The organism is Pseudonocardia sp. TMWB2A (genome assembly GCF_017312135.1).
Genome location: NZ_QKQY01000002.1, coordinates 6,331,075 through 6,344,530, shown reverse-complemented (window position 1 = coordinate 6,344,530; position 13,456 = coordinate 6,331,075). Strand labels below are relative to the sequence as shown.

The following is a 13,456-nucleotide window of genomic DNA, read 5'->3' as shown; positions in this document are numbered from 1 at the left end:
GCGGTACATGTGTGTCGTGAATCACATTGCGTGCCCGTCGGACGGGTGATCCGCGTCGGTCGCGGAGGTGACCGGTCGGTGACGACCGACCGGGGGTGGGCGATGATCCCCCCGCCGGACCCGGTGGACCGGGCCGGAGAGGGAGGCGACGTGGACGAGGACCTGATGGGCCGGCTCATCCGGTTCGCCGACCTGACCGCCTGGCCGGCGTTCGCGGCGTTCGGGGTGCAGGAGGAGTCGATCGACCGGCTGCTCGCGACGACCGCGGGCCTGGACCCGTCGGCCGTCGCCGGGGTGCGGGCCGGGCTCGCCGGGCGGGTCCGCGCCGCGGCGCGGGCACTGCGGAACGAGCCGCCGGTCGCGGACGGCCTGCACCGGATGGCGCTGCGCCCGGGCGAGCGGATCGTGGTCGTCGGTGACTCCCTGTCCGCCGACCGGCTGAGCTGGGCACGGCTGTTCGCCGAGCTGGTCCCGATGGTCGAACCGGAGGCCTCGGTCGAGGTGCTCGCGCTGTCCGGGCGGACCAGCTCCGAGGCGCTCGCGCTCGGCCCGGTCCTGGTCTCCCGGGTGCCGACCCGGGTGCTGGTCATGCTGGGCACCAACGACATCCGCCGGGAGGGCGCGACCACCGGGATCCGGATGGTGTCGATCAGCGAGACGGCACGGAACCTGCGGGCGCTGCGCCTGCTGCTGGAGACCGAGAGCGGCGCCCGGGTGCGGTTCGTCGTCCCGCCGCCGGTCGACCCCGGACGGGTGGCCGCCACCCGCGAGCTCACCGGCGAGTGGTGGGACCCGGCCGACGTCCCCGGGCTCGTCGCGACGGTCCTGGAGGTCGACCCGGACGCGGTCGACCTGTCCCGGATGCCGATCCGGCCCGACTTCTGGGAGGACGACGGCCTGCACCCCAGCCCGATCGGGCAGGTCGCGATCCTGCGGGCGGTGCTGGCCCGGATCTGACCCGGCCCGCTCAGCCGCGCAGCGCGGCGACCGCCGCCCGGGCCGCGGCGGCGACCGCGGCCTCCCCGCGCGCCTTATCGGCCGGGTCGGCCGGGACGGTGAAGACCGTCAGGACCAGCGGTGCGCCGTCCGGCGGGTACAGCACCCCGGAGTCGTTGCGTTCCCCGAGCGGCCCGGAGCCGGTCTTGTCGCCGACGGTCCAGCCGGCCGGGACCGCCGCGCGGATCTGCCGGTCGCCGGTGGTGTTCGCCCGCAGCCAGCCGGTCAGCCGGTCGCGCTGCGCGGGCGGCAGGGCGTCGCCGAGGACCAGGGTGCGCAGCGTGGACGCCAGCGCGGCCGGGGTCGAGGTGTCGCGCTCGCCGTCGCGGTCGTTCAGCGCGGTCTCGGCCCGGTCGGACCGGGTGACGGTGTCCCCGGTCGTGCGCAGCCACGCGGTCAGCTCGGCGGGGGAGCCGACCTCGCGCAGCAGCAGGTTGTGCGCGGTGTTGTCCGAGACGGTGACGGCGGCCTCGCACAGCTGTGCCACCGTCATCCCCGTCGCCAGGTTCCGGGTGGTGACGGGCGCGTACTCCAGCAGGTCGGCGCGCCCGTAGCGGACCGGGCGGTCGAGCAGGCCGGGCTCGGACAACGAGCGGTGCAGCACGAAACCGGCCATCAGCGCCTTGGTCACCGAGCACATCAGGAAGCGGTCGCCGTCGCGGTGCCCGGCCGCCGCGCCGGTGCCGGTGTCGAGCACGTGCACCCCGATCGTGCGGGCGTACTCGCGTTCGACGTCGGCCAGCGCGGGGATCGGCGCGGTCCCGGCGCCCGGGCCCGCCGGGGCAGGCGCCGCGGGTGCGGCCGGTGCCGCCGGTGCGCAGCCGGTCAGCGCGGCGCCGCCCAGTGCGGCACCGGCCAGGAGCAGGGAGCGACGGGTGATCGTCATGGGCGCACCGTGTCGCATCCGGGCCGATAGCGCGAATACGATCGTGCTTCGCGTGTGATAGCCGTTCGATATGGGGCGAGGCCGGTGGACCTGCTGCGGCACCTGACGTTCTTCGTCGCCGTCGCCGAGGAGCGGCACTTCGGGCGGGCCGCCGCCCGGCTAGGCATGACGCAGCCGCCGCTGTCCCAGGGTCTGCGACGGCTGGAGGCCCGGCTCGGCACCCCGCTGTTCGACCGCGGGCCCGGCGGCGTCTCCCCGACGGCGGCCGGTCACGACCTGCTGCCCCGCGCCCGTGCCCTGATCGAGGACGCCGAGGCGCTCGGCCGCGCCGCCGCCCGGCACGCGGAGGCGGCCCGGGTGCTGCGGCTCGGCGTCGTCGCCGACCTCGGCCCGGCCGCCACCGCCCGGCTGGCGGTCCGCGCCGCCGCCGCGACCGGCCTGCGGGTCGCGCCCACCGTGGCGACCACCGTCGCGCTGGTCGACGCGGTGTCGGACGGGACGGTGGACGTCGCCGTCGTCGCGCACCCGACGGTGCTGGAGTCGGCGCGGGCCGGGCCGGTCGTCGCACTGCCGACCGAGGTCCTGCTGCCCGCCGGCCACCCCGCCGCGGCCGGGCCCGGGCCGGTGGTGCTGCGCACCCTGCGCGGGACGGCACCGGCCACGGCGCCGCGGGCGCACGCCCCGGCCGCCCACGACCTGCTGCTCGACACCCTCGACGCCCGCGGGTGCCCGGCCGGCCCGGCCGACGCGGCGTCCCCGGCGGAGGCGCTGGCGCTGGTCGCGACCGGTGCCGCGTTCCTCCTCACCGCCGATCCCGGCCTCGCCGGCGAGGGCGTGGTCCGCAGGCCGGTGGCGGGGGAGCCGGTGCCCTACCGGGTCCGGGTGGTGCACCGCGACGGCGTCCCGGACGGCCTGGTCGGGGCGCTCGCCGACGCGCTGCGGGAGGGCGCGTGACCCCGTCCGCCGAGGTCCGCGCGGTGTTCCGCGACGCCGGGGTGCGCGGCTGGCTGCACGCCCGCCCGGTCACCGGCGACGGGACCCGCCCGACGGCGCGCGAGGTCGGTGTCGGCGCGCACGTGCCGGTCGTGATGGCCTCGGTCTACAAGGTGTTCGTGCTGGTCGCGTACTGCCGGGCGGTCGACGCCGGCACGATCGACCCGCGCGAGCCCGTCGTCGTCCCGGTGCGGCGCACGCCCGGGATCACCGGGATCTCCGCGCTGGCCGACCCGGTGACGATGAGCTGGCGGGACCTGGTCACCTCGATGGTGACGGCCTCGGACAACGCCGCGGCCGACGTCGTCCACACCCGGGTCGGGCGCGACCGGGTGGCCGCGCTGCCCGCCGAGCTGGGGCTCACCGGCACCCGGATCCGGGGCGGCACCGACGACGTGTTCGCCGACCTGCTCGCCGACACCGGTACCGACGACGTCGCCGCGGCCTTCGGGGTGCTCGCCGACAACGACGTGCCGGTGCGGACCCGCGCACTCAGCCCGGTCTACGGCTCCTCCACCACGGCGGCGGACACCACCGCGCTGCTCGGGCTGCTGTGGCGCGGCGAGCTCGCCTCGGACGGGTCCACCGCGTTCGCCCGCCGGGTGCTCGGCGCCCAGATCTGGCCGCACCGGCTGCGCGCCGGGTTCCCCGCGGCCGCGCGGGTGGCGGGCAAGACCGGCACGGTCGGCGCGGTCCGCAACGAGGTCGGCGTGGTGACCTACCCGGGGGAGCACCCGGTCGCCGTCGCCGTCTACACCCACGCCGCGCGCAGCGACGCCGCCGTCCCGCGCGCGGACGCGGCGATCGGGGCCGCCGCGCGGGTCGCGGTGCATGCGCTGCGTGCACCGGCCCTCTGATCCCGTTCAGCCGGCCGGCAGCCACTCCCGCGCCGCCGCGACCAGCGCCGCGACGCCGACCGACAGCGTCGGCTCGACCACCGGCGCGTAGCGGGGGGAGTGGTTCGACGGCAGCGCCGCGGTCCGCTCCCGGATCTCCGCGACGGTGCCCGCGCCCTCGAACGCGGCCGGGTCGGCCCCGCCGAGCAGCCAGTACACGCACGGCACCCCGGCGGCGACGGCGAACCGGCCCACGTCCTCGCTGCCGGTGACCGGCCCCGGGTCGACGACCGGGAGCGGGGTGACCGCGGCCAGTGCGGCCCGGGTGCGCTCGGCGGCGTCGGCGTCGTTGACGACCGGCGGGAAGGACTCCAGCAGCCGGACCTCGGGGTCGGTCGGCGCCCCGGAGGCCGCGGCCTCGCCGCGCACGGTGCGCTCGATCCCGGCGAGCACCCGGTCCCGGACGCCCGGGGTGTAGGACCGCACGGTCAGGCCCAGCTCGGCGGAGTCGGGGATGACGTTCTCCTTCGTGCCCGCCCGCAGCATGCCGACGCTGAGCACGGCGGTCTCGGTCGCGGCCACCTCCCGCGGCACGACGGTGTGCAGGCGCAGCACCGTCGCGGCGGCGAGCAGCACCGGGTCGACCGTCGTCTCCGGGCGCGAGCCGTGCCCGCCGGAGCCGTGCAGGGTCACCCGCACGGTGTCGCTGCCCGCGAACGCCGGTCCGGCGGCGAGGGCCAGCAGCCCCGCGGGCAGCGGCGCGACGTGCTGGCCCAGCACGACGTCCGGGGTGCCGAAGCGGGCGAACAGGCCGTCGTCGAGCATCGCGTCGGCGCCGGCGCCGAACTCCTCGGCGGGCTGGAACACCACCAGCAGCGTGCCCCGCCAGGTGTCGCGGGCGGCGGCCAGCTCGGCGGCCGCGCCCACCAGGCAGGTGACGTGCATGTCGTGCCCGCAGGCGTGGGCGACGGCGGTCTCCTCCCCGTCGCGGCCGGTGGCGCGGACGGTGCTGGCGTAGTCCAGGCCGGTGTCCTCGGCGACCGGCAGCGCGTCCATGTCGGCCCGCAGCAGTGCGGTCGGGCCGTCGCCGTTGCGGAGGACCCCGACCACACCGGTGCGTCCGACCCCCTCGGTGACGTCGTAGCCGGCGTCGCGCAGCCGGGTCGCGGCGATGCCCGCGGTGCGGATCTCGGCGAAGGACAGCTCGGGGTGACGGTGCAGGTCGCGGTACAGGTCGGCGAGTTCGGCGCTGCTCACACGAGTGAACCTAGGCGGCAGGTGCCGGGGCCGGCTGGGCCGGACGAGGTCCCTCCAATGCCGTCACACGGACCGGTGAATCCGCCATCCCGGGGACAACCACAGGACCGGTCGAGTTAACCGTTTGTTCAAGGGGGTCCTATCATTCGCTCATGGCGCAACCTTTCGGGACGAGTCGGTGACCCTCGAGGAGGTCCGGCCCACCGCACGGGCCGCGGCCGACCGCTGGCGCGGTCTGGCCGTGTTCGTCGTGCGGTCGGCGGCGGCGCCCCTGCTCGACGAGGCCGTCGCCGGTGTCGCCCGCGGGTTGGAGATCCTCGACGTCGTCGTCCTGGACGACGCGCAGGTCGCCCGGGTCCGCGGCACGCTGCCCGCCCCGGCGTCGCGCCCGGTCCCGTCCGGTGCGCCGTACGCCCTGATCGTCGCCTGCGACGTCGTCGCCCCGGTCGGGACGTCGGGCGTGCGGGCGGTCGCCGACCGGGTCGCCGCCGTCCTGGACTACACCGACAAGCGGGTCCTGCGCCGCGTCCCACCGCGGGACCACTTCCTGCCGGTGCAGGCGTCGTCGTCGCCGGAGCACGCCCTCGCCCTGCTCGACGCGCTCGGCGACCCGGGGATCCTGCACCGCATCGCCGGACCGGTCGAGGACCTCGGCCGCCGGTGCGCGATGCCCTTCCCGGTCGTGCGGATGCTCGGCGGTACCTCGCCCGGGTTCCGCGCGCGCGTCGCACTGGTCCACCACCCGTTGCACGGGCCGTCGGTGTGCAAGGTGTTCCGGCCCGGGGCGCACGAGGCCTACGGCCGCGAGCTGCGGGCCCGCCTCGAGCTCGGCGACCTGCCCGAGGTCCCCGAGCTGCTCGAGCATGGCCCGAACTGGCTGCTCACCCCGTTCTACGGCGACACCGGTCGGCACGTCGTGCGCCGGCTGCCCGGCGAGCTCGCCCAGCTGCGCCCGGAGGTCGTGCGGACGCTGCTGCGGTTCTGCCGCGACCTGCACGAGCGTGGCCGCTTCGTGCTCGACCTGTCCCCGCACAACCTGGTGTGGGACGAGCGGGCCGGGCTCAAGGTCCTCGACCTGGAGTTCGTCCTCGACTACCCGGGCGAGCCGCCGGCCTGGTCGAACTGCTGGAGCCTGCGCGGCGTACCGCCGGCCTACCGCGCCTCGGTCGAGGGGCTGCCCGACCTGGTGCTGACCCGTGGTGTCGGGAACTCGGTGTTCCACCCGGCGATCTCCGGGATGCGCCGCGCCCGGCTGCTCGCCGAGCCCCGCCGGGGCGAGGCCGCGCACAGCGGGGCCACCCAGCTCGCCTGGTTCAGCGCCCTCGGTACCGTCGGGCGGTTGCATCCCGCACTCCGCGGGAAGCGGCACTGACGGCGCGACCCCCGACGCGCCGACCCGCCCCGACGACCGGAGGACCCGCGTGACCGGACCCGGTGGCGACCTGCCCGACGACCCGACCCGGCCGCTGCGGCCCGTGCCCCCGGAGCCCGCACCGGCCCCCGGCCCGCCGGGCGGGACGGGTCCGTCGGCATCGTCCGGGTCGTCGCTGACCGCGCGGACCGCGCGCGGGTTCGCGTGGGCGTTCACCGGCACCGTCGGACAGGCGGTGCTGCAGATCGGCGCGACCGTCGCGCTGGCCCGCCTGCTCACCCCGGAGGAGTTCGGTGCGGCCGCGGCCGCGCTGCTGATCGTCGGGCTGACCCAGCTGGTGACCCAGCTCGGCGTCGCCGCCTCCCTGGTGCACCGCAAGGACCTCGACGACCGCGACGTGACGGCGGCGTTCTGGTTCTCGGTGCTGGTCGCGGCGGTGTTCGCCGCGGTGCTGGCCCTCGGCTCGCCGGTGATCAGCCCGCTCGTCGGGCTCCCGGCCGACTCGGCGCTGCTGCCGCTGCTGTCGATCGCGCTGCTGTTCGCCGGGGCCTCGGCGACCCCGCTCGGCCTGCTCCAGCGTGACCTGCGGTTCCGCTCGATGGCGACGGTCGACCTGCTCGCGGCGGGTCCGGCGCTGATCGGGGTCAGCGTCGTCCTGGCCGCGGCCGGGTTCGGCGCCTCCGCGCTCGCGTTCGGCGAGATCGCCGCCGCCGTCGCCAAGTGCGCGGGCTACCTCGCGCTGACCCGGCCGCGGTTCCGCCCCGAGGGGCCCACCGCGAGCTGGGGCCGGCTGCGGCCGCTGCTCGGCTACGGCGCCGGGTTCTCCATCGCCCAGCTCGGCAACTGGTTCGCGCTCAACGCCGACAAGCTCGTCGTCGCCAACGCGCTGGGCACCGGCCCGCTCGGTGTCTACGGCCGCGCCTACAACCTGCTCTCCGAACCCGCGAACATCATCGGCGGTGCCGCCGACAAGGCACTGTTCCCGGCGATGGCCCGGGTCCGCGACGACGGCCCCCGCCTGCGCGCCGCCTACGTGCGCAGCGCGAGCCTGGTCGCCCTGGTCACCGCCCCGGCCGCGGTGCTGCTCTGCGTGCTCGCCCCCGAGGTCGTCCGGGTGCTGCTCGGCGCCCAGTGGGACGAGGTCGTGCCGCTGGTGCAGCTGTTCGCGCTGGTCCTGCTGCCGCGCACCTCGTACAAGATCAGCACCTCGCTGACCCGGGCCACCGGTGCCGTCTACCGGGCGGCCTGGCGGCAGTGGCTCTACGCCGGCTACGTCGTCGTGCTCACCGTGACCGGCGGGCTGCTGTGGGGCCTGGTCGGCGTCGCGGCCGGGGCGTCGCTGGCGATCGTCGTCCACTTCCTGGTGATGCTGCAGTTCTCCGCACGCGTCTCGCCCGGTCTGATGGGCGCGGTGCTGCGGATGTACGTCGAGCACGTCCCGGCGCTGGTGCTGACCGTGGCCGCGACCTGGGGCGTGGCGGTGCTGGTGCGCCCGCTCGGGATCGACCTGGTGACCCTGGCCGCCGCGGCCCTGGCCGGCGGGACCGCGTCGATCGGCACGCTGGTCGTGCTGCGCGGCCGCTTCGCCGCCGAGCTGTCGGTGGTGCGGAGCCTGCGCGGGGGCGGCGCGCCGCGCGGGCCGAGGCCGGACCGCCCGGCCCCGGCGGACCCCGCCGACCCGGCCGTCTCCGCGGCCGACGCCGGTCCGGCCGCGCCGACCGGCCCCGCCGCACCGGAGGCACCGACCGGGCCGCCCGTGGTCACCGGTGGCACCGGCAGGCACGACGGCGCCGCCCGCGGCCCCGGTGGCCCCGTCGGCGCCGGTCCGGCGGCGACCGGCCACCGTCGCCTCCCCGACGACGCCACCGTGCAGCTGCCCGCCGTCGGTCGCGGGGACGCGCCCCGCGCCGTGGGGCACCCGGCCGACCGTCGCTGAGCCGACGGCCTGCGCCGGAGCGGGGCGGTGTCCGGGACCGCCGCACGCGTGCGCGGCCGCCGCACCGGCCGCACCGGCGGAGTGAGGCCGGGCACCCGTCGTCGCGCCGGGTTGTGCCCCGCCCCCCGCCGACGGAAGTCTCGATGGTTCGACCGCGTCCCGGAGATCCCGGGACGCGCAGAGGGAACGAGGTGCTCATGGAGCGCGTAGGCGTCGTCGGCTGCGGTCAGATGGGATCCGGGATCGCGGAGGTCGCGGCACGGGCCGGGTACGGGGTGCGGGTCGTCGAGACCTCCGCCGCCGCGGTGGAGGCGGGCCGGGCCCGCCTGGAGTCGTCGCTGGCCCGGGCGGAGAAGCGCGGCCGGATCGACTCCGCCGAGGAGGTCCTGACCCGCCTCGAGGTCGTCGAGGGGCTGGACGCGCTGGCCGACCGGGAGCTCGTCGTCGAGGCGATCGCCGAGGACGAGGCGCTCAAGACCGGCGTCTTCCGGGAGCTGGACCGGCTCGTCACCGACACCGGTGCGGTGCTGGCGTCGAACACGTCGTCCATCCCGATCATGAAGCTGGCGGTGGCGACGAAGCGGCCCGAGCAGGTCGTCGGCATCCACTTCTTCAACCCGGTGCCGGTGCTGTCGCTGGTCGAGCTCGTCCCGAGCCTGATGACCTCCGAGGACACCCTGGCCCGGGCGCGGAGCTTCGTCTCCGACGGCCTGGGCAAGAAGGCGATCGACTGCCAGGACCGCGCCGGCTTCGTCGTCAACGCGCTGCTGGTGCCGTTCCTGCTGTCGGCGATCCGGATGATGGAGTCCGGCTTCGCCACCGCCGAGGACATCGACGAGGGCCTGGTCCGCGGCTGTGCGCACCCGCAGGGCCCGCTCGCGCTGTCCGACCTGATCGGCCTGGACACCGTGCAGGCCGTCGCGGAGTCGATGTACGCGGAGTTCAAGGAGCCGCTGTACGCGCCGCCGCCGCTGCTGGCCCGGATGGTCGACGCCGGCCTGCTCGGCAAGAAGACCGGGCGGGGCTTCCACACCTACGCCTGACCGGGCGTCCCGGGGGGCGCGATTGTGCTCCCCGGGACAACGTCAGTGCTCCTGGTGCCAAGACCGGCGCGCGGCAGGCGACGAGTCTCGTGGGCGACGCCATCCCACCACGAGGCGAGGAGCACCCCCATGACCGCGACGCACGAGGCCCCGGCCACGCCGCTGACCGAGAAGGTGGTCAAGGCCGCCTGTCCGCAGGACTGTCCGGACACCTGCGCGATGCTGGTGACCGTCGACGGCTCGGGAACGGCGACCTCGGTCGTCGGCGACCCGGACCACCCGTACACCAACGGCGGCCTCTGCGTGAAGGTCAACAACTATCTCGACCGCGTGTACGACCCGGGCCGCGTGCTGTTCCCGATGCGCCGGACCGGGCCCAAGGGCAGCGGCCGCTTCGAGCGGATCACCTGGGACGACGCCGTCACCGAGATCGCCACCCGCTTCAAGGCCATCGCCGACGAGCACGGCCCCGAGGCGATCATGCCGGTCAGCTACCTGGGCACCCAGGGCATCCTGAACGGCCTCAACGTCGGCGACCCCTTCTTCGCGAAGCTGGGCGCCACCGTCGCCGAGCGCACCTACTGCGACTCCGGCTCCTGCACCGCCTACGCCATGACCATCGGCGACACCGCCGGGGTGGACCCGGAGAGCCTCGTGCACTCCAAGTTCATCCTGGTGTGGGCCTGCAACATCATGAGCACCAACCTGCACCTCTGGCCCTACATCGCGAAGGCGAAGAAGAACGGCGCGAAGGTCGTGGTCGTCGACCCGATCCGCACCCGCACCGCGGCCGCCGCGGACCAGCACATCGCGATCCGCCCCGGCACCGACGGCGCGCTCGCGCTGGCCATGGCGCACGTGATCATCGCCGAGGGCCTCACCGACGACGACTACATCGCGAACCACACCGTCGGCTACGACGAGTTCGCCGAGCGCGTCTCCCGCTACACCCCCGAGTGGGCCGAGACCGAGACCGGCGTGCCCGCCGAGACCATCCGGGTGCTCGCCCGCGAGTACGCCGGTGCGCAGCCGTCGGTCATCCGGATCGGCGTCGCCGTCGAGCGGCACGCCGGCGGTGGCCAGACCGTGCGCGCCCTGTCCTGCCTGCCCGGCCTCGTCGGCGCCTGGCGCAAGCCCGGCGGCGGCATCCTGCAGCTGCCGCTGTGGGCGTTCCCCGTCAACTGGGGCGCCTTCATGCACCCGGAGATGCTCACCCCCGGCACCCGGGTCATCAACCAGTACCGGCTCGGTGCCGCGCTCGCCGGTGACCTGCCCGCCGGCCCGCCGATCAAGGGCCTGATGGTCTACAACTCCAACCCGGTCGTCACGACGCCCGACCAGGACCGGCTGATCAAGGGCCTGGAGAGCGAGGACCTGTTCACCGTCGTGTCGGAGCAGTTCATGACCGACACCGCGGAGTACGCCGACATCGTCCTGCCGGCCACGACGCAGCTCGAGCAGGACGACATCATGTTCTCCTGGGGCCACCTGTTCGTGACCTACAACCACCAGTCCATCGAGCCGCTGGGCGAGGCCGTCCCGAACACCGAGATGTTCCGCAGGCTCGCCGCCGCGATGGGCTTCGACGACCCGGTCTTCCGGCGCACCGACGAGGAGATGATCGCCGAGGCGTTCGACTGGTCCCACCCGCACATGGAGGGGATCACCGTCGAGTCGCTGAAGGAGCAGGGCTGGCAGCGGCTCAACGTGGCCCCGCCTGAGGCCTACGCCCCGCACGCCGAGGGGAACTTCCCGACGCCGTCGGGCAAGGCTGAGTTCGTCTCCGCCGCCGCGGCGGGTGGCAACTTCGTCGTCCCGCTGTTCCGGCAGGGTTCCAACGACCACCAGCCCGGCCAGCCGGTCGACCCGCTGCCGCACTACATCCCGCCGCGCGAGTCCGCCGCGTCCGACCCGGAGCTCGCCGCCCGCTACCCGCTCAACCTGCTCACGCCCAAGTCGCACGCGTTCCTGAACTCGAGCTTCGGCAGCCACGAGTTCCACCGCCGCGTCGCGAACGAGCACACCCTGATCATCCACCCCGACGACGCCGCCGCCCGCGGCATCGCCGAGGGGTCGCCGGTGCGCGTGTTCAACGACCGGGGCGAGTTCACCGTCGTCGCGTCGCTGCAGGACACCGTGTCCCGCGGGGTCGTGGTGAGCCCGATGGGCGGCTGGCGCAAGAACTCCAAGGCCGGCGCCACCCTGGCTGCGGTCAACCCGACCGTGTTCGGCGACCTGGGCAACGCGCCCACGTTCTCCGACACGCTCGTCGAGGTCGAGACCGCCTGAGTCGCACGGCCCGGCCGGATCGCCCTTCTCGGCCCGGCCGGGCCGTGCCCCACCCTGACCGTCCACATCGGAGGAAATACTCGTGGCCTACGTCGTCACCGAGGCCTGCATCGACATCCAGGACCGCTCCTGCATGGAGGAGTGTCCGGTCGACTGCATCTACCCCGGCGAGCGGATGATGTACATCCACCCCGACGAGTGCGTCGACTGCGGCAAGTGCATGCCCGCCTGCCCCAGCGAGGCCATCCACTGGGAGCACAAGATGCCCGCGGACCTGCTCCCGTTCGTCGACGCCAACGCGGCGTTCGTGCGCGAGCAGGGGTTCTCCGGTGGTGGCGAGGACGCCGACCCGGCAGACAGCGACCACCCACTGGTCACGCAGCGGAAGCCGCGATGACCGCGGAGCTCACGGCCGACCTGGTCGTCGTCGGCGCCGGGCCCACCGGCCTCTACGCCACCTACTACGCCGGCTTCCGCGGCCTGTCCGTGGTCGTCGTCGACGCCCTGGACCAGCTGGGCGGGCAGATGTCGGTGCTCTACCCGGAGAAGCCGGTCTTCGACGTCGCGGGCTTCCCCCGGGTCCGCGCGCAGGACCTCGTCGACTCGCTCGTCGAGCAGGCCGCGCTGGCCGAGCCGACCTACCTTCTCGGTCACGACGCCACCGTCCTGGAGCAGTTCGACGACGGGGTCGCCGTCACCACCGACCGCGGCGTACGGATCCGGGCCGGGGCGCTGCTGGTCACCGGCGGGATGGGCCGGTTCACCCCGCGCCCGCTCCCGGCCGGTGGCGACTACGCGGGCCGCGGGCTGCGCTACGCGGTCCCGCGCCCGGCCGAGCTGACCGGCAAGGACGTGCTGATCGTCGGCGGCGGGGACTCGGCCGTGGACTGGGCGCTGTGCCTGGAGCCGCTCGCGGCGTCGGTGACCCTGGTGCACCGCCGCGACGCGTTCCGCGCGCACGAGCGCAGCGTCACCGAGCTGCGCGCCTCGTCGGTACGGCTGCTGACCCCCTACGAGGTGCACGACGTCCGCGGCGACGGCCGCGTCTCCGAGGTCGACGTGTCCGGCCCGGACGGCGTCGAGACCCTGCGGGTCGACGAGATCGTCGCCGCGCTGGGGTTCAAGGCCGACCTCGCGGCGCTGTCGAGCTGGGGGATCGGGATGAGCCGCCGGCACATCGCCGTCGACCGGTCGATGCGCACGACGCTGCCCCGGGTGTTCGCGGCCGGGGACATCACCGACTTCGAGGGCAAGGTCCGGCTGATCTCGGTCGGTTTCGGCGAGGCCGCGCTGGCGGTCAACAACCTCGTCCCGCTGGTGCGCCCCGACCTCCCGGTGGTGCCCGGACACTCGAGCGACGCGGCATGACCGGCGCGGTGCCCGACCGGTCCGGGGTGGGGTGGGTCCCCGGCAGCACCGGCGCGGCGATGATCGGGCACCCCCGGACGTGCGGGCGCACCACCACGGTGCACCAGGCCCGGGAGGTGTTCCGCGACGACCACGTGCACGCGCTGCTCGTCGTCGACCGGGGTGTGCTGCTGGCCGTGGTGGAGCGCGGCGACCTCGCCGGCCGTCCCGCCGCGGCGCCGATCCGCTGGCTCGGCACCCTGGCCGGGCGCACCGTCGCCCCCACCGCGCCGGCGACCGCGACGCGCGACCGGATGCGGGCCGACGGGCGCAGGCGGCTCGCCGTCGTCGACGGGCACGGCAGGCTGCTCGGCCTGCTCTGCCTCAAGCGGTCCGGGGCCGGCTTCTGCACGGACGAGGGGGTGCGGGCCCGGGCGGCCGAACGTGCCGCGCGACGACGTCCTCACATCGGAGCAACACGTTCGTGACGTGGACGTGCCA

12 protein-coding genes are annotated in these 13,456 nt (G+C 75.4%); 10 read left to right on the top strand and 2 right to left on the bottom strand.

Features of this window, described 5'->3' with window-relative positions; translation table 11 throughout:
- The first annotated feature begins 78 nt into the window (after nt 1–78).
- Nucleotides 79–957 carry an SGNH/GDSL hydrolase family protein gene (locus tag DMP17_RS44265; RefSeq protein ID WP_337832611.1) on the top strand — a complete coding sequence of 293 codons (879 nt, stop codon included), beginning with the start codon at nt 79–81 and terminating at the stop codon, nt 955–957.
- 10 nt (nt 958–967) lie between these two features.
- Here the strand turns inward: DMP17_RS44265 and bla are convergent, their stop codons facing one another.
- Nucleotides 968–1,882, bottom strand: a complete 915-nt coding sequence (bla, locus tag DMP17_RS44260) for a class A beta-lactamase (protein WP_337832610.1) — start codon at nt 1,880–1,882, stop codon at nt 968–970.
- Nucleotides 1,883–1,966: 84 nt separating this feature from the next.
- Between bla and DMP17_RS44255 the strand changes: the two genes are divergently transcribed.
- Both DMP17_RS44255 and DMP17_RS44250 read left to right on the top strand, forming a co-directional pair.
- Nucleotides 1,967–2,836, top strand: coding sequence for a LysR family transcriptional regulator (locus tag DMP17_RS44255; RefSeq protein WP_337832609.1), 870 nt, complete (start codon nt 1,967–1,969; stop codon nt 2,834–2,836).
- A complete protein-coding gene (locus tag DMP17_RS44250; protein WP_337832608.1) occupies nt 2,833–3,732 on the top strand; it encodes a serine hydrolase in 900 nt (299 codons plus the stop codon). The genes DMP17_RS44255 and DMP17_RS44250 overlap by 4 nt, the downstream gene beginning before the upstream one ends.
- A 6-nt stretch (nt 3,733–3,738) precedes the next feature.
- Here the strand turns inward: DMP17_RS44250 and DMP17_RS44245 are convergent, their stop codons facing one another.
- The gene (locus tag DMP17_RS44245) at nt 3,739–4,968 is read right to left on the bottom strand and encodes an amidohydrolase (RefSeq protein ID WP_337832607.1); all 1,230 of its coding nucleotides are present in this window, start codon (nt 4,966–4,968) and stop codon (nt 3,739–3,741) included.
- Nucleotides 4,969–5,146: 178 nt separating this feature from the next.
- On the opposite strand from DMP17_RS44245, the gene DMP17_RS44240 reads away from it, so the two are divergent.
- From DMP17_RS44240 to DMP17_RS44210, 7 genes are all read left to right on the top strand, one after another.
- Nucleotides 5,147–6,340 (top strand): hypothetical protein, encoded by a 1,194-nt coding sequence (locus DMP17_RS44240; RefSeq protein ID WP_337832606.1) that lies wholly within the window; start codon nt 5,147–5,149, stop codon nt 6,338–6,340.
- 49 nt (nt 6,341–6,389) lie between these two features.
- A complete protein-coding gene (locus DMP17_RS44235) occupies nt 6,390–8,276 on the top strand; it encodes a lipopolysaccharide biosynthesis protein (RefSeq protein WP_337832605.1) in 1,887 nt (628 codons plus the stop codon).
- Nucleotides 8,277–8,473: 197 nt separating this feature from the next.
- The gene (locus DMP17_RS44230; RefSeq protein ID WP_100880817.1) at nt 8,474–9,319 is read left to right on the top strand and encodes a 3-hydroxybutyryl-CoA dehydrogenase; all 846 of its coding nucleotides are present in this window, start codon (nt 8,474–8,476) and stop codon (nt 9,317–9,319) included.
- 129 nt (nt 9,320–9,448) lie between these two features.
- Nucleotides 9,449–11,608, top strand: coding sequence for a molybdopterin-containing oxidoreductase family protein (locus DMP17_RS44225; protein ID WP_337832604.1), 2,160 nt, complete (start codon nt 9,449–9,451; stop codon nt 11,606–11,608).
- 82 nt (nt 11,609–11,690) lie between these two features.
- Nucleotides 11,691–12,005, top strand: a complete 315-nt coding sequence (gene fdxA / locus DMP17_RS44220) for a ferredoxin (RefSeq protein ID WP_226355016.1) — start codon at nt 11,691–11,693, stop codon at nt 12,003–12,005.
- A complete protein-coding gene (locus DMP17_RS44215; RefSeq protein ID WP_226355017.1) occupies nt 12,002–12,976 on the top strand; it encodes an NAD(P)/FAD-dependent oxidoreductase in 975 nt (324 codons plus the stop codon). Before fdxA ends, DMP17_RS44215 begins: the two co-directional genes overlap by 4 nt.
- Complete coding sequence (locus tag DMP17_RS44210; RefSeq protein ID WP_226355018.1) at nt 12,973–13,443, top strand: CBS domain-containing protein; 471 nt, start codon at nt 12,973–12,975, stop codon at nt 13,441–13,443. The genes DMP17_RS44215 and DMP17_RS44210 overlap by 4 nt, the downstream gene beginning before the upstream one ends.
- Nucleotides 13,444–13,456: the final 13 nt, after the last annotated feature.